The organism is Rhodopila sp. (assembly GCF_965277825.1).
Lineage (GTDB): Bacteria > Pseudomonadota > Alphaproteobacteria > Acetobacterales > Acetobacteraceae > Rhodopila.
Genome location: NZ_OZ255846.1, coordinates 3327757 through 3350706, shown reverse-complemented (window position 1 = coordinate 3350706; position 22950 = coordinate 3327757). Strand labels below are relative to the sequence as shown.

The window sequence follows — 22950 nt, the reverse complement described above, 5'->3', positions numbered from 1 at the left end:
CCCACCGTAACCCCCAGCGCCGCGTCAGCGACCAGCCGCAACCGCCCCCTGAGCCGCAAGCCATTCCAGAAACGCCCCGCTGGCGGGATTCGCCCGACCCGCCTGCGGAACATAAGCAAAGTAGCTCCGCGCCGGCAGGCTCACCGCCGGAAACGGCGTCATCAGCCGCCCCGACGCAAGCTCGTCGCCGACCAGCGCGGTCGGCCCCATCGCCACGCCCAGGCCATCGATCGCCGCCTGGATCGACAGATAGAAGTGATCCAGCGTCAACGTCGCGATCGGCTGCAAGCCGCCATGCCCAGCCTCGGTCAACCAGTCGCGCCATAGCCTCGGCATGGTGGCGACGTGAAGCAGGGTCACGCCCTCCAGGTCGGCAATGCTGTTCAGCGCAAGCCGTCGCGCCAGGCCCGGGCTGCACACCGGCAAGCGCCGCTCGCCCACCACGGGATGCGAGACGAAGCCGAGGAAACTATCCGGACCCCCCCGGATCACCACGTCGTAGTCCTCCGCCAAGCCATCGATCGGCGCGTTCGACGTGGTCAGCCGAACCTCGATGCCGGGATACCGCTCGCGGAACAACCCCAGGCGAGGCAGCAGCCAGCGCAGGCTGAACGTCGCCAGCGCGTTGACCCGCAACACCCGCGCCGCCCGCTCACCGCGCCGAGCCCGGTGCTGGCGCGCCGCCGCCGCAATCCGATCCAGCGCCGGACCGCACTCGGCCAGCAGCGCATCGCCATCCGGCGTCAACGCCACGCCACGGCTCAGCCGCCGGAACAGCGCCGGCACACCCAGCCACTCTTCCAGCAGAGCGACCTGACGGCTGACCGCGCCATGCGTCACCGCCAGTTCCGCTGCCGCCGCCTTGAAGCTGCCATGGCGGGCAGCGGCCTCGAACGCGCGCACCGCATTCAGCGGCGGCAGCAGCCGGCGGTGTCCAGGGGAGGGGACCATAACGTGAGTTTTCCTGACCCGACCCCGCAGAATAGATCGTTTGTCGGCCGCATGGAACATGGCCACCTTGCGGGCAGTGAGATTTGCGCACCACGCCGCGCCAGGCAACGCGGCACCAGACAGAGGGATCGCCCATGCCCCGCCTCACCCTCCCCCACCTCGCCGTCCCCCGCTTCATCCTCCCCCGCCTCGCCTTCCGCCGCCTCACCGTCCCCCGTCTGGCCGTCCCTCGTCTGGCCATCCGGGAAACCGCCATCGCAATCCCGCCCGGGCAAGCCCGCGCCCGACGCACCCTCGCCCTAGCCGGCCTGGCGCACGCCCTGCACGACGGTCTCACCGACATGATCTATGTGCTGCTGCCGGTCTGGCAGGCCCAGTTCGGCCTCGACTACGGCGCCCTGGCGATCCTGCGCGCGCTCTACGTCGGCGCCCTGGCCGCGCTGCAGGTGCCGGCCGGCCACCTCGCGCGATATCTCAACGCCCGCACCGTGCTCGCCCTCGGCACGCTGCTATGTGCCGGCGGCTACGCCCTGGCCGGCCTGTCCGGCGGCCTGGCCGGCCTCTGCGCCGCCCTGGCGGTGGCCGGAGCCGGCGGCAGCACGCAGCACCCGCTGGCCTCCGCCGCCGTGTCCCGCGCCTACGCCGACGCCGCGCGCGGCCCGCTCGGCACCTACAACTTCGCCGGCGACCTCGGCAAAGCCGCGATCCCGCCCGCCGTCTCCCTGCTGCTGACGGTCATGGACTGGCGCGCCACGCTCTGGGTCATCGCCGGCCTCGGCACCGCCGTGGCGCTGCTGATCCGTTGGCTCATGCCCCCGGTCGCCGATCCCCCGACCGTGCGCGAGGCTCCGGCGGCCACCTCCACCAATACCGCCGGCAAGGCAGGCTTCGGACTGCTGCTCGCGATCGGCGTGCTGGACAGCGCGGCGCGCATGGGCTTCCTGCTGTTCCTGCCCTTCCTGCTGCAGGCCAAGGGCGCGCCGCTCACCACCGTCGGCCTGGCGCTGTCGCTGGTCTTCATCGGCGGCGCCTGCGGCAAGGCCGCCTGCGGCTGGTTCGGAGCCCGCGCCGGCCTGTTCGCCACCGTCATCGCAACCGAGGTCGGCACCGCCGCCGCAATCCTGGCCATCATTGCCTTGCCGCTTGCCCCCAGCCTGGCCGCGCTGCCGCTGCTCGGTATGCTGCTCAACGGCACCTCCTCGGTGCTCTACGGCACGGTGCCGGAGTTTGCCGCCAGCGCCAGCGTCGAGCGCGCCTTCGCCCTGTTCTACACCGGCACGCTCGGATCGAGCGCACTGGGGCCAGTGCTCTACGGCTGGATCGGCGACGCCGCGGGACCCGCTTGGGCGACCACGATGGCAGCAGCGACAGCCCTGGCCGTCGTGCCGCTCGCGGTTCTCCTGTCGCCCCGATTGGCCTCGGTTGCCCACACCGAACACAAGTGAGCCACCCGGCCCCGACCGGCCCGGCCCCGACCAGCCCGAACCCGACCGACCCGAACCCTACAGTCCGAACCCGACCAGCCCCCGAACCCGGTCAGCCCGAACCCGGCCAGCCCAAACCCGGCCAGCCCAAACCCGGCCAGCCCAAACCCGACCAGCCCAAACCCGACCAGCCCAAACCCGACCGACCCGAACCCTACAGTCCGAACCCGACCAGTCCCCGAACCCAGTCAGCCCGAACCCGGTCAGCCCGAACCCGGCCAGCCCGAACCCGGCCAGCCCGAACCCGGCCAGCCCAAACCCGACCAGCCCAAACCCGACCAGCCCAACCGCGCTGCTACGCCTTCAGCGGGATCACCGTCCCAGCGTTACCGGTGTCATTGAAACTCCCCGCCGTCAGCACCACCCCGGCGGCCACCTGGTGCAACTGCACCGCCAGCCCGCCCGGATTGTTGAACCGAGCGCTGTCCACCAGCGTGGACCCGTTGAACATCTGCAGCACCCCACCCAATAGCTCGGCACTGCTCGCCTGGATGCCGGCGAACAGCACGTGCCCCAGCGCCACCGGCGCCGGCCCAAGCTGGATCAGCCCGGCGAACCGGTTCGGCTGATCGATAGTCAGGTCCGATGCCGCGCTCTCCGATTGCATGATGAAGCTCAGCCCGCTGCCCACCGATCCATTGACCTCCACCGAACCGAGCAGGTGGTTGCCGCTGGGAATCGCGATGCTGCCCGAGCCGACCAGGTTGTCCGCCAGCACGGTCTTGCCGACGAAGCTGTTGGCACCGACAAAATTCACCGTGCCGCCGGATATCGTCGTCGCTTCCGACCCGACATTGGCGTTCAACGTCAGCGTGCTGCCCGCCGCCACGTTGATCCGCAGCGTCTCGGCGAACGCGTACGGCGGCGTGTTGGCCACCGCCAGATTGAGCGTTGCCGCACCGCTGGTGTTGATCACCGTCGACACCGCAGGCTGCGACCCCGCCACCGACACGATGGTCAGCGTATCGCCCGCCAGCGCGTTGCCGGCCACGTCGATCGTCCCCGAACCGATCGACAGCACGTCACCCGGCTCCGGCGCGAAACCGGGCGACCAGTCGGCGGCGTTCGAGGCCAGGTTGTTGCCCCCGCCCACCCAGGTCAGCGAGCTCGGCACCCGCCCGCTGCCGTTGAACGGATTGAGCGTGGTTCCCGCACTCCACGCGCCGGACGGCGCGGTCTTGGAATACCACAGCCCGGCGCTGTTCTCCTGCCAGATCACGCCGCTGACCAGCGCCATCTCGACCACGTTGGCGGTCGTCGGATCGACCGCTCCATCGACGATCACCTGCTCGCCACGCCCGCCCGGCGCCCCCAGCGTCCAGTAATTGCCGTTGGCATCGGTCAGCCCGCCACCCGAACCGGAGCCTGCCGTGCCCGGCCGGATCCACGTGTCATTGGCCGACACAAACGGAATCGGCACCGGCGCCGCCGCGCCCTGCCACGCCACCCAGCCCGACGCCGCCGAGCTCTTGGAATACCAGTGATTATCCGCGTTCTTCTGCCAAACCAGGCCGTTATAGTAGGCCAACTCATCGACCCGCCCGGTGGTCGGATCGGCCACGCCGTTCACCGCCACCTGCCCACCGGCGGTAATCGTCCACCGGTTGTCGTCGGCATCGGTGACCGATGCCCCGACCCCGGGGTAGACATCATCGTTCGGTGAGGCCACCCCGACCAGCGGACTGGCCGCCGTCCCATAGGTCGGACCCCACGCATCGCTGGGCAGCGCCTTCGACCACCACAGGTCCGAGGTGTTCATCTGCCACACACGCCCATTCTCATAGGCCAGCGTCTGCACCTGCCCCGTCGTCGGGTCGACCACCCCGTTGACCACCACCTGACCCGCCGTATTGATGAACCATTGATTGCCGTTGGCATCGGTCAGAATGGTATTCGGCGTCATGATAATTGTATTGTTGGGCGACGTAGCCATCGTTTTCCTCCCGCCTGGACGCAGAACATTAACTTTACTTAATCATCTGTCAATCCAGACTTGACACGAATCGGCCGCCCGGACCTGTGATCCAGTTCACAGTTTGGTGGCCACACTGTAATAATCGCCAAACCGCGCGATGCATCGCCCGGCTAGGACTGCATAAATGCCGTGACTGCATAAAGTGAAACGTCGGGATCCGAGTCGACGGAGGCGGTGTTCGACGATCTGGGACCCGATCTGGCGAAGCCGATGGTGCTGTCGATTGTGCCTCTGCCGATGACCGACCTCAAGGCCCAAGCCGCTGGCGGCCCGCTTCGCGGCTTGGGCCTTGAGGTCGGCCATCGGCAGAGAGTCCTGCTATGCCATCGATGGATCAGAGGGCTCGCGTCTCGCCTGTTCCGAAGCAGAGCCCCTGACAGCGTCCGTGCGGTCGAGATCAGACCCTTGCCCATAAAACCTGATGGCCGCATCGACGACCATGACTGCATCGACCCGTGACCGCATCGACCCGTGACCGCATCGACGCCATGACCGCATCGACGCCATGACCGCATCGACGCCATGACCGCATCGAAAACAGCCGGCCCATCGCTACAACGAACATCGCCGCCACGAACGACAGGCCGCATCACCCCGCCGGCACCCGGACCGGCCGCCGCCGCCCCTCGCTACTCCACAGTAACGGACTTCGCCAGGTTGCGCGGCTGGTCCACATCGGTGCCCTTCAGCACCGCCACCTGATAGGCCAGCATCTGCACCGGAATCGCATACAAAATCGGCGCCACGAACGGATCCACCGCCGGCAGCACCACCGTCTCCGCCGCGATCCCGCGCAAGCGCGCCGCCCCCGCCGCGTCGCTGAACACGATCACCTGCCCACCGCGCGCCGCCGCCTCCTGCAAGTTCGACGCGCACTTCTCGAACAACGGCCCCGACGGAGCGATCGCGATCACCGGCACCGCCGGATCGATCAGCGCGATCGGCCCATGCTTCATCTCCCCCGCGGCATACCCCTCGGCATGGATATAGCTGATCTCCTTCAGCTTCAGCGCCCCCTCCAGCGCGATCGGAAAGCAATTCCCCCGCCCCAGGAACAGCACGTCGCGCGCCTTCGCCACCCGCACCGCCAGCGCCGCGATCGCCGCCTCATTCGCCAAAACCTCCGCCGCCCGCCCCGGCACCTCCAGCAGCGCCGCCGTCATCGCCGCCTCCTGCTCCGCGCTGATCGCCCCGCGCGCACGGCCCGTGGCCAGCGCCAGGCACGCCAACACCGCAAGTTGAGCGGTGAACGCTTTCGTGCTCGCCACCCCGACCTCCGGCCCCGCCACCGTCTCCAGCACCGCGTCACTCTCCCGCGCCATGGTGCTTTCCGCCACGTTCAGGATCGACAGCACAAGCTGGCCCTGAGACCGCATGTAGCGCAGCGCCGCAAGCGTGTCCGCGGTCTCGCCGGACTGCGACACCAGCAGCCCCAAGCCCCCCGCCGGCAACGGCGGCGTGCGGTAGCGGAACTCGCTCGCCACGTCGCCATCGGCCGGAATCCTCGCCACCGCCTCGAACCACCAGCGCCCGACCAGCCCGGCATAGAACGCGCTGCCGCACGCGCTCATGCTGATCCGCGAAATCTTGGCCAGGTCGATCCCCAGCTCCGGCAGCGCCACTGCCCGGCTGCCCGGACTGACCATCTGGTGCAGCGTGTCGCCGATCACCGCCGGGTGCTCGTGCAGCTCCTTCTCCATGAAATGGCGGAAATTGCCCTTGCCGATCGAGGCCCCGGTCATCCGGGTTTCCTTGATCACCCGCTCCACCGCCACGCCGTCGGCACCGAAGAACCGCGCCCCGTGCCGATCCACCACCGTCCAGTCGCCGTCCTGCAGATAGGCGATCCGCCGGGTCAGAGGCGCCAGCGCCTGCGCATCCGAGCCGACGAACATCTCGTCGTCGCCAAACCCCACCGCCAGCGGTGCGCCATGCTGAGCCCCCACGATCAGCTCCGGATGGCCGGCGAAGATCATCGCCAGCGCATAGGCCCCCTCCAGCCGCCGCAACGCCGCCCCGGCCGCCTCGATCGGCGCCATGCCGCGCTGCAGATTCAGATCCACCAGTTGCGCCACTGTCTCGGTATCGGTCTCGGTGCTGAACACCTGCCCCGCGGCCTCCAGCTCGGCCCGCAACTCGGCATGGTTCTCGATGATCCCGTTATGCACCAGCGACACCAGCGCGGTGCCGTGCGGATGGGCGTTGCTCTCGGTCGGCGCGCCGTGCGTCGCCCACCTGGTGTGGCCGATGCCGATCGAGCCCGGCAGCGCCATCCGATCCAGCGCCGCCGCCAGATTGCCCAGCTTGCCCTCGGCGCGGCGGCGTTCGATATGGCCGTTCACCAGCGTGGCGATCCCGGCACTATCATAGCCGCGATACTCCAGCCGCCGCAGCGCATCCAGAATGATCGGCGCCGCCGGGCGCGCGCCGATGACGCCAACGATGCCGCACATTCAGTTGTTTCCCTTCACCACCGCCGCCCCTAACCGATCCCCCGCCTGCCGATCCCCCATCTGCTGATCCGCCGCCCCACGCTCCCGCTCCCCCGACCGCCGCTCCTTCACCTCACGCGCCGCCGCCCGCATCGCCGGTGCCCGCCCCGGCTTCTGCACCTGTCGCCCCCGCGCCAGCGCCAGCGCATCCGCCGCCACGTCCTCGGTGATCACGCTGCCCGCCGCCAGCACCGCCCCGTCACCCACCGACACCGGAGCCACCAGCGCCACGTCCGACCCCACGAACACGTTCGCCCCGATTGTCGTGCGGTGCTTGTTGGTGCCGTCATAATTGCAGGTGATCGTGCCGGCGCCGATATTGCTGCCGCTGCCCACCGTCGCGTCGCCGATATAGCTCAAATGGTTGGCCTTCACCCCCGACCCCAGCCGAGACGCCTTGATCTCGACGAAGTTGCCGACATGCACCTCCGGCTCCAGCACCGCCCCCGGCCGCAGCCGGGCAAACGGACCGATCACGCAGCCAGGCCCGACCCTGGCCCCCTCCAGATGGCTGAACGCCCGGATCAGCACCCCGGACGCCACCGTCACCCCCGGCCCTAGGAACACATTCGGCTCGATCGTCACATCCGCCGCCAAATCCGTGTCGGCCGACAGGAACACCGACCCGGGATCCACCATCGTCACCCCGGCTTGCATCGCCGCCTCGCGCAGCCAGCCCTGCAGCACCGCCTCGGCCCGCGCCAGCTCGGCCCGCGAGTTCACCCCCGCCAGCTCGTCCGCCGCCGCCTCCACCGCCGTCACCCGATGACCCTCTTGCCGAGCCAGACCGACCACATCGGTCAGGTAATATTCCCGCTTGGCATTGTCGCAGCCCACCGCACCCAGCCAGCGCCGCATGTCCTCGGCCCGCCCGCACAGCACACCCGCGTTGCACAACCCCACTGCCCGCTGTTCCGGGGACGCATCGGCATATTCGACAATCCCCGAGACTAGCCCATCCGCATCGGTGATGACCCGGCCATAACGCGCCGCGTCGTCGGGCCGGAACGCCAGCAACGACAGACCCCCAGACCCTTGACCGCCAACCGCGTGGCCCCCAATCGCGTGGCCCCCAACCGCGTGGCCCCCAACCGCGTGGCCCCCAACCGCGTGGCCCCCAGACCCTTGACCGCCAGACCCTTGATCCCCAGACGCGTGGCCCGCAGACCCTTGGCCCCCGGACGCCTGCCCATCCAGCAGCCGGCGCAGCGTCGCCGCGCGGATCAGCGGATTGTCGGCATACAGCACCGCCACCAGCCCAGTCCCGAAATGCCCGGCCGCCTGCAGCGCCGCGTGCGCCGTGCCCAAACGATCCTGCTGTAAAACGCAGACATGCGGTTCGGCCTCCCGCCGCACCGTGTCCATGTCCGGCCCCAGCACCACCACGATCCGCTCGAACGCACCCTCGCACGTCGCCAGCAGGTGGCGCAGCATCGACCGCCCGGCCAACCGGTGCAGCGTCTTCGGCAGCGACGACCGCATCCGGGTGCCAAGCCCGGCGGCGAGAACAATGGCGGTTGCTTGCATGCGCGGACCCTGCTTCGCTATCTGCTCGATCGCACCCCGCCCAGTCCCCACGCCGGGTGAGCCATACAACCCGTCGGGCATGACACCGTCAGGCATACCACCGTCGGGCATCAGACCGCCGGGCATCAGACCGCCGGACATCAGACCGCCGGACATCAGACCGTCGGGCATCAGACCGTCAGGCATGAGACCATCAGGCATGAGACCATCAGGCATGAAACCATCAGGCGTGAGACGATCAGGCATGCCATCGTCAGGCGTGCGATCAAAACGACAGCAAGACCATCTTCAGCCTGCATAACCAGGCCGAAACGGTCTAGCGGTAACGAAGCCGTAATGTCAATTCAACCGTTATGCCATTGCTTCAATTCACGTATCGGAGTGCAACACAGTGCCGCGCACCCTGCTGCTGGACCTCGACGGCACCCTGGTCGATACCGTCCCCGACCTCACCGCTTGCCTCAACCGCCTGATGGCGGCCCGCCGCCTGCCGGCGTTCAGCCACCCCGAGGTCGCCGCCATGGTCGGCGACGGAGTCGCCGCGCTGGTCACCCGAGCCTTCGCCGCCCATCAACGCCAGCCCGACCCGGCCGACCTCGACCAGTTCGCCGCCGACTACGCTGCCCACGCCGCCATCGACAGCAAACCCTTCCCCGGCGTCCTGCCGGTGCTCAGCGGCCTGGTCGACGACGGCTGGCAACTCGCGGTCTGCACCAACAAGCCGGAACGGCCGGCCCGCGCGCTGCTCGACGCCTGCGGCCTGCTGCGCTTGCTTTGCATGGTCGGCGGCGGCGACAGCTTCGCCGCGCGCAAACCCGATCCGGCCCACCTGCTCGCCACCCTGGCGCAAACCGGGGGCAGTCCCGATCGCGCGCTGATGCTGGGCGATCACCGCAACGACGTGATCGCCGCCCGCGGCGCCGGCCTGCGCAGCATCTTCGCGCTCTGGGGCTACGCCGCACCCGGCATGGAAACCGGCGCCACCGCGGTCGCCCGCGACATGACCGAGGCCGCCGCCATCGCCCGCCGCCTGCTGCCCTGACCGTCGCCGCGGCGGCCTGACCTTAAATCTCTGTCACGTTCCCGTGAAACAAAACGTGCAACCGGCTGGGTCGTTCCCTATACCGCCCAATATAGCGGCCGCCGAACCCACCCGCGGGAGAGACTGCACAGTGTCTGCAACCAACCGGCTAATAGACGGCTCGGCCTTGTCGCTTGGCGATCACGCCGACCCTGCCTCCGGCTCGGCCTTCACCCTCGCCGGCGGCCAGATGGCCAGCCTGATCGAGGCCACCGATTGGGCCAGCAGCGGCGTCGGACCGCGCCCCACCTGGCCGCATAGCCTGACCACCGTGCTGCGCATGATGCTGACCTCGCGCTACCAGATGTGGATGGCCTGGGGCGACGACCTGACGTTCTTCTACAACGACGCCTACATCCCCACGCTCGGCGTCAAACACCCCGCGGCGCTCGGCCAGCCGACGGCGCAGGTGTGGTCCGAGATCTGGCCCGATGTCGGCCCCCGCATCCGGTCCGTCATCCGCACCGGCCAGGCCACCTGGGACGAAGGCCTGATGCTGTTCCTGCTACGCAGCGGCTACGCCGAGGAGACCTATCACACCTTCTCCTACAGCCCGCTGCCCGACGACGACGGCGGCATCGGCGGCATGCTGTGCGTGGTGATGGAGGAAACCCAGCGCGTGGTCGGCGAACGCCGCCTCGCCACTCTGCGCGACCTCGCCAGCGCACTGGCCGGCGTGCACTCCGAAGCCGACGTGCTCGCCGCCGTCGCCGCCGCGCTGGCCCGCAACTCCCGCGACCTGCCGTTCAGCCTGATCTACCTGCCCAACGGCGACGGCCCAGGCCTGTGCCTTCATGCCGCCGCCGACCACATGCCGGCCCCCGACCGGATCGATGGGCCGGCCGAACTGCCCTGGCCGGCCGCGGAACACCAGGCCGGACACCATGCCGACCGCCCCGCCGGCGACCTGCGCGACCTCGATGCGGTGCGCGGCGTCCCCACCGGAGCCTGGGACAAGCCGCCCCGCCGGCTGCTGATCAGCCAGATCCCGGCGCATGGCCAGCAGCCCGGACCAGCTGGCCTGTTCATCGCCGGCCTCAACCCACACCGCCCGTTCGACGAGGCCTATGCCGGCTTCATCGACCTCATCGCCGCCCACATCGCCGCCGGCCTCGGCGCCGCCCGGATCTACGAAGCCGAACGCCGCCGCGCCGAGGCATTGGCCGAGATCGACCGCGCCAAGACCGCCTTCTTCTCCAACGTCAGCCACGAATTCCGCACCCCGCTGACCCTGATGCTGGGCCCGCTGGAAGAAGAGATCGCCGCCCTCGGCAAGCCCAACCCGGCCGCCGCCGACCGGTTGTCGATGGTGCATCGCAACGGCCTGCGGCTGCTGCGCCTGGTCAACTCGCTGCTGGATTTCTCCCGCATCGAGGCCGGACGGGTGCGCGCCCGCTTCCAGCCGATCGAACTCGGTGCCTACACCGAGGAACTCGCCAGCACCTTCCGCTCCGCCTGTGACCGCGCCGGCCTGCGGCTCGCCGCCAACTGCCCGCGCCTCGACCGCCCGCTCTACGTCGACCCCGAGATGTGGGAGCGCATCGTGCTCAACCTCGTCTCCAACGCGTTCAAATACACCCTGAGCGGCGGCATCACCGTCGGGCTCGATGTCGCCCGCGACGACGACCAGTCGGCCATCCTCACCGTCAGCGATACCGGCATCGGCATCCCCGAGGCCGAACTGCCGCACATCTTCGACCGCTTCCATCGTATCGAGGGCCAGCGCGGCCGCACCATGGAAGGCACCGGCATCGGCCTCGCTTTGGTCAACGAACTGGTCCGCCTGCACGGCGGCGCGATCGGCGTGCACAGCCGCATCGATACCGGCACCACGGTGTCGGTCCGCCTGCGCTTCGGCCGCGACCACCTGCCGCCCGACCGGATCAGCGAAACCATCGCCCGCGTCACCGCCGAAGGCATCGCCGCCGCAAGCTTCGTCGAGGAAGCGCTACGCTGGCTGCCCGAAGCCGAAACCCCCGCAGCCGACGCCCCCGCAGCCGGTGCCCCCGCAGCCAATGCCCCCGCAGCCGTTGCCCCCGGAGCCGCTGCCCCTGGAGCCGGTGCCCCTGCAGTCAATGCCCCCGCAGCCGGTGCCCCCGGAGCCGCTGCCCCCGAAGCCGAAACCAGGCACAGCGACCCCGCGACCCGCGCCAGCACCGCCGAAAACATGGAATCCTCCAGCCTGCTGTCCGCGCTCGGCGGCGAACCCCTGGACCGCGACCGGCCCCGGCGCCACGTCCTGCTGGCCGACGACAACGCCGACATGCGCGACTACGTGGGCCGCCTGCTGCGCCCGCACTATGACGTGGAAGCGGTGCGCGACGGCCAGCAAGCCCTCGCCGCCGCCCAAGCCCGCCGCCCCGACCTGATCCTGTCCGACGTGATGATGCCCCGGATGGACGGCTTCGGCCTGCTCGCCGGCATCCGCGCCGATCCCGCACTGCGCGACCTGCCGGTCATCCTGCTGTCCGCCCGCGCCGGTGAGGAAGCCCGCGTCGAGGGCCTCGACGCCGGCGCCGATGATTACTTGGTCAAACCATTCACCGCGGCGAACTGGCCGCCCGCGTCCGCTCCAACCTCGAACTCGCCCGCCTGCGCCAACAGGCTCGGGATACATTACTTGAAGCTAATGAAATGCTGGAGACCCGGGTCGCGACCGAAATCGGCCGCCGCGCCAAGGTCGAGGAAGCCCTGCGTCAGTCACAAAAAATGGAGGCGATCGGACACCTCACCGGCGGCGTCGCGCACGACTTCAACAACCTGCTGACGGTGATCGGCGGCGGCGTCGAGACCCTGGCCCGCATGCTGACCAAGATCCCGCTCGGCGCCGAGGAAGCGCGCATCAGGCGCGCGCTCGACATGATATCCCAAGGCTCGCAGCGAGCCGCCACGCTGACCCAGCGCCTGCTGGCGTTCGCCCGCCGCCAGACGCTGGACCCCAAGCCGCTCGATGCCAACAAGCTGGTCGCCGGCATGTCGGAACTGCTGCGCCGCACCCTGGGCGAGGCGGTGGCGATGGAAACCGTGCTCGCCGGCGGCCTGTGGCGCACCGCCGCCGACGCCAACCAGTTGGAGAACGCGCTGCTGAACCTCGCGGTCAACGCCCGCGACGCCATGCCGCAAGGCGGCAAGCTCACCATCGAGACCGCCAACTCCCACCTCGACGACGCCTACACCGCCGCCCATGACGAAATCAGCCCCGGCCAATACGTGATGATCGCGGTCAGCGATACCGGCACCGGCATGGACGCCGACACGCTGGATCGGGTGTTCGAACCGTTCTTCACCACCAAGGACGTCGGCCACGGCACCGGCCTCGGCCTCAGCCAGGTCTACGGCTTCATCAAGCAGTCCAGCGGTCACGTGAAACTGTACAGCGAGCCGGGGCAGGGCACCGCGGTCAAGCTGTATCTGCCCCGCCTGCTGGCCGACGGCGCCAAGGCCGAAACCCCGGCAGAGGTCAGCAAGCCACAATCGGGGCGCGGCGAAACCATCCTGGTGGTGGAGGACGAACCCGCGGTGCGCGAGCACTCCGCCGCCTCGCTGCGCGAACTCGGCTACCATGTGCTGGTGGTGGGCGATGCCCACCAGGCGTTGCGGGTGCTGACCCAGGACCCGGCTATCGTGGTGCTGTTCACCGATATCGGCCTGCCCGGCGGCATCACCGGGCGCCAGTTGGCCGACACCGCCCGCCAGCGCCGGCCCGGCCTGAAGGTGGTCTACACCACCGGTTACGCGCGCAACGCCATCGTCCATGGCGACGTGCTGGAGCCCGGCACCGAACTGTTACCGAAACCGTTCAGCTACGCCGCCCTGGCCAGCAAGATCCGCGCCGTGCTGGACGCCTAGAGCAACGTCAGCCTGGCTGGAAAGTCAGGCTGATAAAGTTGCTCGCTCAAACAAAGAGCTAGAGCGCGGTGACCGTTTACGGTCACCCTGAAAGCGCTCTAGAGCAGCATCAGCCTGGCTGGAAAGTCAGGCTGATAAAGTTGCTCGCTCAAACAAAGAGCTAGAGCGCGGTGACCGTTTACGGTCACCCTGAAAGCACTCTAGAGCAGCATCGGCCTGGCTCGAACGGTCACCCTCAAAGCGTCTGCAGCACGATTGCGGCTCGGGCGGCCAATCGCGACCGCGGCATGCACGCGTGTCAACCTCGATCCGTCGCTTTGGCACTTGCCAGAAACGATCTAGGCGTCGAGATCAGGATCGACCGCACCGCGCTGCTCAAGCAGCGTCCGCAGTGCCTCGCCCTGCGGTGTCGCGCCGCTCTGGCTGAGGAACTCAGGCAGGGCGACCTCGGTCATCCCCCCGCCGGATGCGGCATTCGGCGCATGCCGAACCCGATAGACCCCGGTTTCGTCGTCGTGCAGCATTTGCCAGCGGTCACCATTGGAACTGCTGTAGAAGGTGGTGTTGGTGATCATCGCGGGTTCCTGTCGATAACACCCAAGCATAGCAAGAAACCCGGCGGGCGCGAATCTTGGTCGCGGACCAGCCGCGCCTGTCAACCAGCAGCCGCCCTGCGTCAGCACGCCCCAGGCATGATCGGGCGGAACGTCCACACCGGCAGTTTCGCGGATGCGTCCGGGCCGCGCGGTCAGCCCGCGGGCGTTCCGCCGAAGCGCCGGCCCAAGTGTCTGGCCATCCCGCGGTGACCCGGCGCCCGGTGCGGCCAAACCGGGCGTCAGGCATCCGCCTAACGCAGAAAGCGCCGCGGCGGCGGTTCGGGCGCCAACGGGCTGGACGGCGAGTGGATGAAGAAGGCAACCGCGTAGCTGATCGCGGCGATGCCGATCAACGACAGCAGCGGCTGCTGCTGGACCGTTTGGCCGACATACTGTCCGGCCTGCGTCGCGGCGTCATAGGCGGTCTCTCCGGCCTGGCCGGCCTTGCGCCGCACCGCGTGCGCGGCATCGCCCATGGCGCCACCGGCGCGCCCGGCGTAGTCCGACGCCTTGTCCGCCATGCCGCCAAGCTGTTCGCTGGCCGCGCCGTACTGGCCCTGCACCTTGCCGGTCGCCTGATCCAGCTTGCCGTCGGCCTGCATGCCGGTATCACCGGTCAGTCCGCCGGCGGCGTCCTTGACCTTGCCCATGGCATCCTTCGCGGTGCCCTTGATCTCGTCCTCGTTCATGTCGGTCAGCCCTACCTTTGGTTGCAGTCCTGCGGTTTCCGTCGTCGGCGATCGTGCCCTATCCGCCGTCGGCAGTCGTGCGGTTTCCGCCGTCGGCGGTTGTGCGCTATCCGCCGTCGGTGATCGCGCGCTAGTCGCCGGCGGCAGTCGTGCGGTTTCCGCCGTCGGCGGTGGTGCGCTCTCCGCGCTCCGCGTATCAGCGAATTCGGCCGCCCGCCAGTGCCCAGCCACGCCGACGGGAGCCGCGATCCGCGGCGACGCCAGCGCGCCACCGCTGCCCGCCGCTATGGCGCCGATCAAAAGCCCGGCAAAAGCCAGCAGCGACGCGTGCGAGGCCGCCGCGGCGCTCGCCTGCGCTGCTTGTTTCGCGGTCTGCATCGCCTGTTCCCGAGCTTGGTCGAATCTGGCCTGCACGTCATCCACCCGTTTGCGCGCGTCGTCTGGGCTGATATGGGCCTGCGCCGCGACGATCGCAGCAATGCGCTGCTTGGCCGCCGCCGTCTTGTCGCCGCCCGCCGCCAGGTCGGGCAGTTGCTGCCCGATCGCCTTGACCGCGTCCGGCCGGGTCATGCTCGCCGGGTCCGGCGGCGTCGGCGATTGCAGCAGGCTCTCCGACTGCTGTTGCAGCAGGTTCGGATCGCTGCCGGTGATCTGCTCGCTATCCGGCTGCGCCGCCTTGGCACCCTGGACCGCCGCCGAGACCGCGCCGCCCAGCACCGTGCCGGCGGCCGACACGGTTCCCCCGATCACCCCCCCGATCAGGCCACCGGCCGCGGCACTGATCAGATACGCCGTCAGCAGCAGGGTCAGCCCCCAGATCACCAGGCCATGCAGCACACCGTCGAAACGTCCTGGCACCGCGGCGAGCCGGGCGGCGGCATAGCCGCCGATGACCAGCGCGACGACCGTGCTGACCAGCCACCACAGGCCGGCGCTCTTGCCGAAACCACCAAGCCCCAGACCGCCAAGGCCCAGACCGCCAATGCCCAGACCGCCAAGGTTGGCACCGCCGACGTCAGGCGTGCCGCCGGCGTGCGGCGCGACCAAACCGAGACCGATTCCCACGCCAAGCATCCCCAGCAAGAGCTCGATGGCGACAACCAGGACCACCCCGGCGAGGATTGCCGACCAGGACACTGTTGGGCGCGTCACCTCCGGCAACTCAGCCGCGCCATACGTTGTGGACATGATGGAAAACCTTTTCCGATGAAACCGGCCGGCGGCGGCGCGCCGGCACGCCCCGGCCGGGTCATCGCGGGCGGCACGCCGGCCGCGCTGCTGCGATGATGGTGAACCGGACCCGACCGACCAGCGAGCGCGCCGAAGCATTGTTTATGCGTCGCGGCCAGCGTGCAACTCCCCGGCAGCGACCACCACCCTAGCCGATCCAAGCGGTGTCACATCGCCCGATGCGAGGACCCGCTGCAACCGGCAGCCGCCTGGAACGCCGCCAGCACCTCGGCCCCGAAGCAGGCGAACACCACCCGCTCGATCGAGCGGTCATCCGCCAGGAACGCCGCCACCGAGCCGACCGCGATGCGCGCGGCCTGGGCGATCGGATAGCCATAAATCCCGCAACTGATCGCCGGAAACGCGATCGTCCTCACATCATGCGCCACCGCGAGTTCCAGGCTGTGGCGATGGCAGCCGGCCAGCAGTTCGGCCTCATTGTGCCGGCCGTCGCGGTAGCGCGGCCCGACGGCGTGGATCACATACTTGGCCGGCAGCCGGTAACCCTTGGTGAGCCTGGCCTGGCCGGTCGGGCAGCCGCCCAGCGCGCGGCACTCGGCCAGCAGTTCGGGGCCGGCGGCGCGGTGGATCGCGCCATCGACCCCGCCGCCGCCCAGCAGCGACTGGTTCGCCGCGTTGACGATGGCATCCACCGCCAGCGTGGTGATGTCGGCCTGCTGCACGATGATCCGCTGCATTCGGCGCCTCCCGAGACTACGCCGCCGGCCGCATGCCCTCGGCGACGATCGGGCGTAACTTCGCATGCAGATGCGGGTTCCCCGCCACGATGTTGCTGGTCTGCCGCGGATCGCCCTCGGCGACATCGGTGGCATAGCCGCCCGCCTCGCGCACCAGCAAGACACCGGCGCAGATGTCCCATGGCTTGATCCCCAACTCCCAGTACGCGTCGAACCTTCCGTGCGCCACCCAGGCGAGGTCCAAGGCCGCCGCGCCGAATCGGCGGATCCCGGCGACCTGGGGCATCAGCACGGGCAGCGTCCGGCTGAACGCAAGCTGGCGAACCGGCGACACCGCGCCGAACGGAATCCCGGTGGCGAACACCGCCTGGTCCATCTCGCGCCGAGCCGAGACCCGCAGCCGGCGTTCGTTCATGAACGCGCCGGTGCCTTTCTCGGCCCAGAACATCTCGTCCGCCGCGGGGGCATAGATCACCCCCGCATGAACCTCCGATCCGCCGTCGGGCAGCCGGCGCTCCAGCCCGATGCTGATCGCCCAGTGCGGCATCCCGTGCAGGAAGTTGGTGGTGCCGTCGAGCGGGTCCACCACCCAGCGCCAGGTCCAGTTGTCCGAGCCGGAGGCGCCGGATTCCTCCATCAGGAAGGCGTAGCCGGGGCGCGCCTTGTTCAGCTCCTCCCGCAATGTCTGTTCCGCCCGCAGATCGGCTTGCGAGACGAAGTCCGACGGTCCCTTGATGCTGACCTGCAACTGCTCGACCTCGGCGAAGTCGCGCAGCAGCCGTTTCGCCGCCTTCTGCGCGGCGTTCGCCATCACGGTCAGATGCGGTGAGAGCCGGAACGCCATCAGCCCTTGGCGCGCTCGACGTAGGAGGCGTCCTCGGTGCGCACCACGATGCGCTCGCCGGCCTCGATGAACGGCGGCACTGCGGTCTTCACCCCGTTCGACAGCCTGGCCGGCTTGTACGAGGACGACGCGGTCTGGCCTTTGACCACCGGGTCGGCCTCGACCACTTCCAGCACCACCGAGGCGGGCAGGTGGATCGCCACCGGGTCGCCCTCGACCAGGTCGACCACCAGCTTCATCTGGTCCTGCAGGAACGGCGCGGCATCGCCCATCAGGGTCGCGGGGATATGGGCTTCCTCATAGGTTTCGGGGTCCATCAGCACCAGGTTGATGCCGTCGCTGTAGGAGTAGGTGTATTCCTTTTCCTCGGTGGTGAGGCGCTCGACGGTATCGGCGGTGCGCCAGCGTTCGTTGGTCTTGTTGCCCGATTTCAGGTCGCGCATCTCGACCTGGATGAAGGCGCCCCCCTTGCCGGGGGTGATGATCTGCTGTTTCAGCACGGTCCAGCGGCGGCCTTCATGCTCGATCACCTGGCCGGCGCGAATCAGGTTCGCCTGCTGCTTCATTGGGGTGGGTCCGTGGGTGGAGTGATGGGAATGGGGTGCGGGCTTCTAGACCGTGGCGGATCGGGCGGCAAGGTTGTCTCCCGACCCGTTGTCGCCCGACCGGCCGAGATCGCCGCCCACCCTCAGCAGGCGATGACATTGACGTGGCCCGCCTCGGCATAGGCCAGGATCTTGCGGTCGCCGGTCACCACCGGGACGCCGAGGTGGCGGGCGGTGGCGACGATCATCCGGTCCATCGGGTCGGCATGGAAGCCGCTGGGGAGATACGAAGCGTCGATGGCAATGGCCGCGGTGATCGGGGTTTCCTTGATGCCTGGGCCGGCAGGGAAGCGGGCAAACCAGGTTTTGGCGTCAAGCATGAAGATCGGCCCAGCCGCTCGGCTGGGTCTCGGTCGGCTGAGCAGGCCAATTTCCCAGGCCGACGCGGTCGAGACCAACAGGCCGCCGGTGCTGCTGGCATATCTGAGCGTATCGATGACACCAGCCGGCAGTGCCTCGGCGTTGGCCAGCCGGATCACCGCGCAGGTATCCAGCAAAACGCTCTCAAGCCCGGCGTCCCCGCTCACCGATGCAGAATGCCAAGCTCCGCGTCGAGCGGTTCATCCAGCACCCCGCTTGGGGTCAAGCCGCGACCGGCCGGCCTGAACGGGCCCCGGTTCAGGCGGCGCCCTGATGCGTTGCGCCAGGGCCGCGCCGATGCTAGCCGGATAGCGTAGCGCGGGAGCAGATTGTCGTTCGTTTCGACCCACGGGCTTTATCGCTGGCCTGACGCATTGCGTCGGGGGCAGGTTCCTGGTCGCCGGCAGGGTGCCGGTGGCTGGGAGCTTCGCCTATGGTGCGATCCTGAGCCGGATCGGGCCGATCCCGGAGCAGGGATGACGCGCAGCTCGGTTTTGGCCGACTGATGTATGACGTCATCATCCTGGGGGCCGGGGCGGCGGGCCTGATGTGCGCGATCCGCGCCGGGCAGCGCGGACGCCGGGTGCTGGTGCTGGATCATGCGCCGCGGGCGGGGGCAAAGATCCTGATCTCGGGCGGCGGGCGGTGCAATTTCACCAATACCGGGGTCCAGGCCGAGCGGTTTTTGTCGGACAACCCCGATTTCTGCCGCGGGGCGCTGGCGCGCTATACGCCGGACGACTTCGTTTCGCTGGTGCGCCGCCATAGCATCGGGTTTCACGAGAAGACGTTGGGGCAACTGTTCTGCGACGGCTCGGCGCGCCAGATCGTGGCGATGCTGCTGGCGGAGTGTTCGGCCGCCGGCGTCGAGTTGCGGCTGGGGCATCGCGTGGTCGATGCCACTCGTGCGGATGCTTTTTTTGTGCAGACCGATCATGGCGATGTTGCCGCCGCTTGCCTGGTGCTGGCGACCGGGGGGTTGTCGATTCCGAAGCTGGGGGCCTCGGGGCTGGCGTATCGGCTGGCCGAACGGTTCGGGCTGCGGCTGACCGAGATCCGGCCGGGGCTGGTGCCGCTTTGTTTTGATGGCGATCTGCTGGAGTTGATGCGACCGCTGGCTGGGGTTTCGGTGGATTGCGAGGTCGGGGTCGGACGGGCGGCGTTCGCTGAGGCGGTGCTGTTCACGCATCGCGGGCTGTCGGGGCCGGCGGTGTTGCAGGTTTCCTCGTATTGGCGGCAGGGGCCGATCCGGCTCGATCTGCTGGTCGGGGTCGATGCCGCGGCGTTTCTGTTGGCGCGCAAGCGGAGCCGGCCGCGGGCGGCGCTGGGTTCGGTATTGGGTGAGCGCTTGCCGGGGCGGCTGGCGAGCGCTCTGGCCGGCGCGGCCGAGGCGACGCGGCTGGCGGACGTGCCGGACCGAACGCTGCGCGCGGTGGCGGCGCGGTTGTCGGGCTGGCAGGTGAGGCCGTCGGGGACCGAGGGTTACGCCAAGGCGGAGGTGACCTGTGGCGGGGTGGATACGCGCGATCTGTCGTCTCGGACGATGGCGGCGAACGCGGTGCCGGGGCTGTTCGTGATCGGTGAGGCGGTGGATGTGACCGGGTGGCTCGGGGGGTATAACTTCCAATGGGCCTGGGCCAGCGGATGGTGCGCCGGGGAGGCGGTTTGAGCGGCTTGGGCGGGCTGGTCTGATCAGACCCAGCGGCACCGGCGGCGGTTGAATGAGAGCCAGCGGGCAATGGTGGCGGTTGAATGGGAGGCAGCGGGCAATGATGGCGGCCAGGCTGGCGAATCTGCCGCATACCTGGCCAAGGTGGCGGGAAACCGGGGCAGCGCCGGACCGTTGACGCATCCTATCGGTCAGCTTGGAGAATGCCTCGATGGACAAGATGCTCGCGCTGGTGACTGCCTCGACCGGAGTGATCGCGGCGCAAGTCATCGGCGGTCTTCGCGGGCCGACGCCGGGGCATCCGATAACGGCCGCATGGTATGCCAGGCTCCGCAAACCATCGTTCACACCGCCAGGGCCGGTCTTCGGCATCGCATGGACAGTCTTGGACGGGCTGCTTGGCTATGCCGGCTACCGGCTGTTGCTGGCAAAGCCGAGCAACGCGCGCAGCACTGCGCTCGGTTTCTGGGGGTTGAACCTGTTGGGCGTGTCGGGGTTTTCGTGGGTTTTGTTTGGACGAAAGCGGCTGGATGAGGCCACGGCGGTCAGCCTGGCGATGGTTGGAACATCGGCGGCCGCGGCGAGTGCGGCGAGCGGCGTCGATAAGCCAGCGGCTTGGGCTATCACGCCGTTGATCGGATGGGTCATCTTTGCCAGCGTGCTGCAGGAAGAAGTCTGGCGGCGGAACGATTAAGCGATGTGGGAAATTGCCTACAGCCGGAAGTGCCGACCGAAAGGCCGCCATACAAAAGTTTCGGTCGCGGCATGAACTGGTGTTTCGTCGCTCCTGCTACTCATACGCCAGTCCCGTAGTGATGCCGCTGCGGTTGGCGGCCGGTTTGACTGCCATCGGACAGCTTATCGCGGCGTGGGTTTCGCGCTTTCGACGATGCCAGCACTGCGCGGTGACTTCCCATCACGGTCGTTGCTGGGATGGATCTGGCGGCGGCGGCTTTTTCAGCGATGGACTTTGCGGTGATGGGTCGAGCCGCGATGGGCTTCGCGGCGACGCGCCGCGCGGCGATGGGTTGTGGTGGGATGGTGCGGGCTGAGATGCTTCGGATGCCGCGGGCCGGGATGGGCCGAACGGGGGTGGTGACTGCAGGGAGGTGGCGCTGAGCAGGCGGGTTTTCAGTGACGGGCCGCCTCGGGTCAGGGCGCCGGCGGTTCGGGTCAGGGCGTTGATCCGGGTCAGTTCGATGCGCTGCTGGGCGGCGGAAAGCTCGGCGAGGCCGGTGCTGTATTCGGCGGCGACCTCGGTCATCGCGTTGGCCCAGGCCAGGTCGCGCTGGCGCTGGGTGAGCGGTTCGGCACTCGGGCACGTGGGTTCGGCTGCCTGGGCCTGGCGGAGCTGGTCGCGGACCTTGCGCAGTTCGGCGATCGCCGTGGCGTGGTGGCCGGCGTGGTCGCGATCCGGTTCGGGAGCCGGGGGTGGCGCCTGCACCGGAGGGTCGGCAGTGGGGGGGTCGGCGGTGGGCGGCGGGGGATTGGCGCTGGCGGCCGAGACCTGCAGCGAGGTGCGGCTGAGCGCGTTGGCGTTGCCCCGGAGTTTCAGCTTCATCGACAGCGACAGGTCCGGCGGCGCCGACAGCCGCAGATTGTCCAGCGAGGCGATGGCGAAACCGACGATCTGGGAGATGGTGACCAGATTGCAGTGCCCGCCGGTGTGGTAGGCGGCGATCGCCTGGTGGGCGGCGAGGCGGGCATCCTCGGCGCTGCCGATGGTGAGCAGGGGGGTGAGCATGGCGAGCACGACACCGAGCAGTTGTTCGGCGCGACCTGTTGGGGCGGTAGGGGTGGTAGGGGTGGTAGGGGTAGTGGCGGCGGCGGGTGCGGGTGCGGCGGTGGTGGCGTTGGCGGCGTCGGGGGCGTTAGCGGCGGGCGTGCTGGCGGGGGCGTTGGCGATGGATGTGCTGGCGGTGGATGGGCTGGCGGTTGGGGGTTGGTCGGCCGGCGTGCGGGGCTGGGGTGCGGCGGTCATGGGATCAGGTCGCCGGGGCGGATCGGGCGGATTTTCGGCAACTGGTGGATGCCTTTGAGGCGGTTGGCCTCGAATTCACGGCGGTATCCCAGGCCGACGCGGCGGGCCAGGTAGGCGGCCTGCTGGGGCGTCGGGTCTTCCATCACGATCATGCCGCCGCCGGGCAGGATGCCTTCGGTGTTGGCGATGTCGAGGCCCTCGTTCTCTTGCTCGATGCGCTCGCGTTCGAGGAATTCCCGGGCGGCGGCGAGGTCGTGTTCGGTCCAGGCGATGGGCGGTTCGGTCAGGTCGTTGGCGGCGTCGCGGTTCCGGGTGGCGAGGCAGCGATCCAGCATGTGGTCCATCGTCGCGCTGGGGTTTTCGTCGTCCGGGGTCCAGATCCGGGGGGCGGGGCGGCCGATCGGCACCGCCAGCGGCTTGACCTGGCGGCGTTCCAGTGCGCGCAGCATGGCATCGAAGGTGCGGGCGGCGGAGGCGGCGGTGGTGATGTGGCGGGTGCTTTCGCCGTGCGGGCGACGCAGGTTCATGCCGATGCGCCAGCAGGCGGAGGCGGCGTGGTAGGCGGCCAGTGCCTGGACGCCGATCATCACCTCGATCTCGTCGCGCGGGTGTAGGGCGGCGAGGCCGAGCAGGGCGGCGTGGGCGCGGCGGTCTTGCCAGGCCTGGGGCTCGTCGGGGTCGAGCGGCAGGGTGCGGACCAGGGTGCGGATGGCCTCGGTCATGAAGCTTGGGCTGAACGGGCCGTGGTGGTGGAAGATGGCGTCGCGGTGGTAGGGCGGGGTGGGTTGGGGTTGGCTGTCGGGTTGGGGCTTTGTTGGTTTGTTGGATTTGGCGGCGGGGTTTGGCGAGGCGGGCGTTGGGGCGGCGGGCGTTCGGGAGGCGGATTTGGGCATCGGGCTCAAAATTCGTGGTTGAAAGT

Annotated in this window: 17 protein-coding genes and 2 pseudogenes; 6 read left to right on the top strand and 13 right to left on the bottom strand. The window is 69.0% G+C overall.

Features of this window, described 5'->3' with window-relative positions; all coding sequences use genetic code 11:
• Positions 1-24 precede the first annotated feature (24 nt).
• Entirely contained in the window at positions 25-951 is a 927-nt protein-coding gene (locus ACQY4T_RS16470) for a LysR substrate-binding domain-containing protein (protein WP_428532691.1), read from the bottom strand.
• 134 nt (positions 952-1085) lie between these two features.
• Here ACQY4T_RS16470 and ACQY4T_RS16465 point away from each other — a divergent pair, with 134 nt between their 5' ends.
• Positions 1086-2396 (top strand): MFS transporter, encoded by a 1311-nt coding sequence (locus ACQY4T_RS16465; protein ID WP_428532688.1) that lies wholly within the window; start codon positions 1086-1088, stop codon positions 2394-2396.
• A 334-nt stretch (positions 2397-2730) separates the two neighbouring features.
• Here the strand turns inward: ACQY4T_RS16465 and ACQY4T_RS16460 are convergent, their stop codons facing one another.
• The 4 genes and pseudogenes from ACQY4T_RS16460 to ACQY4T_RS16445 form a co-directional block, all read right to left on the bottom strand.
• Complete coding sequence (locus ACQY4T_RS16460; RefSeq protein ID WP_428532685.1) at positions 2731-4368, bottom strand: hypothetical protein; 1638 nt, start codon at positions 4366-4368, stop codon at positions 2731-2733.
• A 671-nt stretch (positions 4369-5039) separates the two neighbouring features.
• The gene (gene glmS / locus ACQY4T_RS16455; protein WP_428532682.1) at positions 5040-6863 is read right to left on the bottom strand and encodes a glutamine--fructose-6-phosphate transaminase (isomerizing); all 1824 of its coding nucleotides are present in this window, start codon (positions 6861-6863) and stop codon (positions 5040-5042) included.
• Positions 6864-6989: 126 nt separating this feature from the next.
• Positions 6990-7955 (bottom strand): annotated as a pseudogene (locus ACQY4T_RS16450) (DapH/DapD/GlmU-related protein); the annotation flags it as partial.
• A 132-nt stretch (positions 7956-8087) separates the two neighbouring features.
• A pseudogene (locus ACQY4T_RS16445) lies at positions 8088-8429 on the bottom strand (NTP transferase domain-containing protein); the annotation flags it as partial.
• 391 nt (positions 8430-8820) lie between these two features.
• On the opposite strand from ACQY4T_RS16445, the gene ACQY4T_RS16440 reads away from it, so the two are divergent.
• The 3 genes from ACQY4T_RS16440 to ACQY4T_RS16430 all read left to right on the top strand — a co-directional run bounded on the left by ACQY4T_RS16440 (position 8821) and on the right by ACQY4T_RS16430 (position 13359).
• Positions 8821-9471 carry an HAD-IA family hydrolase gene (locus ACQY4T_RS16440; protein WP_428532679.1) on the top strand — a complete coding sequence of 217 codons (651 nt, stop codon included), beginning with the start codon at positions 8821-8823 and terminating at the stop codon, positions 9469-9471.
• A 130-nt stretch (positions 9472-9601) separates the two neighbouring features.
• Positions 9602-12277 carry an ATP-binding response regulator gene (locus tag ACQY4T_RS16435; RefSeq protein WP_428532676.1) on the top strand — a complete coding sequence of 892 codons (2676 nt, stop codon included), beginning with the start codon at positions 9602-9604 and terminating at the stop codon, positions 12275-12277.
• A complete protein-coding gene (locus ACQY4T_RS16430) occupies positions 12220-13359 on the top strand; it encodes an ATP-binding protein (protein WP_428542932.1) in 1140 nt (379 codons plus the stop codon). Before ACQY4T_RS16435 ends, ACQY4T_RS16430 begins: the two co-directional genes overlap by 58 nt.
• A gap of 338 nt (positions 13360-13697) precedes the next feature.
• On the opposite strand, the gene ACQY4T_RS16425 is transcribed toward ACQY4T_RS16430, so the two are convergent.
• The 6 genes from ACQY4T_RS16425 to ACQY4T_RS16400 form a co-directional block, all read right to left on the bottom strand.
• The gene (locus ACQY4T_RS16425) at positions 13698-13934 is read right to left on the bottom strand and encodes a hypothetical protein (RefSeq protein WP_428532673.1); all 237 of its coding nucleotides are present in this window, start codon (positions 13932-13934) and stop codon (positions 13698-13700) included.
• Positions 13935-14206: 272 nt separating this feature from the next.
• On the bottom strand, positions 14207-15832 hold the full coding sequence (locus ACQY4T_RS16420) for a CsbD family protein (protein WP_428532670.1): 1626 nt from the start codon (positions 15830-15832) through the stop codon (positions 14207-14209).
• Positions 15833-16041: 209 nt separating this feature from the next.
• Entirely contained in the window at positions 16042-16572 is a 531-nt protein-coding gene (locus ACQY4T_RS16415; protein ID WP_428532667.1) for an O-acetyl-ADP-ribose deacetylase, read from the bottom strand.
• Between the two features lie 16 nt (positions 16573-16588).
• Entirely contained in the window at positions 16589-17416 is an 828-nt protein-coding gene (locus ACQY4T_RS16410) for an inositol monophosphatase family protein (protein ID WP_428532664.1), read from the bottom strand.
• Positions 17416-17982 carry an elongation factor P gene (efp, locus tag ACQY4T_RS16405; protein WP_428532661.1) on the bottom strand — a complete coding sequence of 189 codons (567 nt, stop codon included), beginning with the start codon at positions 17980-17982 and terminating at the stop codon, positions 17416-17418. Before efp ends, ACQY4T_RS16410 begins: the two co-directional genes overlap by 1 nt.
• A 122-nt stretch (positions 17983-18104) precedes the next feature.
• The gene (locus ACQY4T_RS16400; protein WP_428532658.1) at positions 18105-18548 is read right to left on the bottom strand and encodes a type II toxin-antitoxin system VapC family toxin; all 444 of its coding nucleotides are present in this window, start codon (positions 18546-18548) and stop codon (positions 18105-18107) included.
• 338 nt (positions 18549-18886) lie between these two features.
• Here ACQY4T_RS16400 and ACQY4T_RS16395 point away from each other — a divergent pair, with 338 nt between their 5' ends.
• Both ACQY4T_RS16395 and ACQY4T_RS16390 read left to right on the top strand, forming a co-directional pair.
• Entirely contained in the window at positions 18887-20050 is a 1164-nt protein-coding gene (locus tag ACQY4T_RS16395; RefSeq protein WP_428532655.1) for an NAD(P)/FAD-dependent oxidoreductase, read from the top strand.
• Between the two features lie 211 nt (positions 20051-20261).
• A complete protein-coding gene (locus tag ACQY4T_RS16390) occupies positions 20262-20744 on the top strand; it encodes a TspO/MBR family protein (RefSeq protein WP_428532652.1) in 483 nt (160 codons plus the stop codon).
• Positions 20745-20966: 222 nt separating this feature from the next.
• Here ACQY4T_RS16390 and ACQY4T_RS16385 read toward each other — a convergent pair whose 3' ends face one another.
• Together ACQY4T_RS16385 and ACQY4T_RS16380 are read right to left on the bottom strand one after the other, a co-directional pair.
• Complete coding sequence (locus ACQY4T_RS16385; RefSeq protein ID WP_428532649.1) at positions 20967-22031, bottom strand: hypothetical protein; 1065 nt, start codon at positions 22029-22031, stop codon at positions 20967-20969.
• Entirely contained in the window at positions 22028-22924 is an 897-nt protein-coding gene (locus tag ACQY4T_RS16380) for a hypothetical protein (protein WP_428532646.1), read from the bottom strand. Before ACQY4T_RS16380 ends, ACQY4T_RS16385 begins: the two co-directional genes overlap by 4 nt.
• Positions 22925-22950 lie beyond the last annotated feature (26 nt).

Bases quoted from the DNA above. Each gene is read 5' to 3' on its own strand.
- ACQY4T_RS16470 (WP_428532691.1), bottom strand. From the start codon at position 951: ATGGTCCCCTCCCCTGGACACCGCCGGCTGCTGCCGCCGCTGAATGCG.
- ACQY4T_RS16465 (WP_428532688.1), top strand. From the start codon at position 1,086: ATGCCCCGCCTCACCCTCCCCCACCTCGCCGTCCCCCGCTTCATCCTC.
- ACQY4T_RS16460 (WP_428532685.1), bottom strand. From the start codon at position 4,368: ATGGCTACGTCGCCCAACAATACAATTATCATGACGCCGAATACCATT.
- glmS (WP_428532682.1), bottom strand. From the start codon at position 6,863: ATGTGCGGCATCGTTGGCGTCATCGGCGCGCGCCCGGCGGCGCCGATC.
- ACQY4T_RS16430 (WP_428542932.1), top strand. From the start codon at position 12,220: ATGGAGGCGATCGGACACCTCACCGGCGGCGTCGCGCACGACTTCAAC.
- ACQY4T_RS16425 (WP_428532673.1), bottom strand. From the start codon at position 13,934: ATGATCACCAACACCACCTTCTACAGCAGTTCCAATGGTGACCGCTGG.
- ACQY4T_RS16420 (WP_428532670.1), bottom strand. From the start codon at position 15,832: ATGTCCACAACGTATGGCGCGGCTGAGTTGCCGGAGGTGACGCGCCCA.
- ACQY4T_RS16415 (WP_428532667.1), bottom strand. From the start codon at position 16,572: ATGCAGCGGATCATCGTGCAGCAGGCCGACATCACCACGCTGGCGGTG.
- ACQY4T_RS16410 (WP_428532664.1), bottom strand. From the start codon at position 17,416: ATGGCGTTCCGGCTCTCACCGCATCTGACCGTGATGGCGAACGCCGCG.
- efp (WP_428532661.1), bottom strand. From the start codon at position 17,982: ATGAAGCAGCAGGCGAACCTGATTCGCGCCGGCCAGGTGATCGAGCAT.
- ACQY4T_RS16395 (WP_428532655.1), top strand. From the start codon at position 18,887: ATGTATGACGTCATCATCCTGGGGGCCGGGGCGGCGGGCCTGATGTGC.
- ACQY4T_RS16390 (WP_428532652.1), top strand. From the start codon at position 20,262: ATGGACAAGATGCTCGCGCTGGTGACTGCCTCGACCGGAGTGATCGCG.
- ACQY4T_RS16385 (WP_428532649.1), bottom strand. From the start codon at position 22,031: ATGACCGCCGCACCCCAGCCCCGCACGCCGGCCGACCAACCCCCAACC.
- ACQY4T_RS16380 (WP_428532646.1), bottom strand. From the start codon at position 22,924: ATGCCCAAATCCGCCTCCCGAACGCCCGCCGCCCCAACGCCCGCCTCG.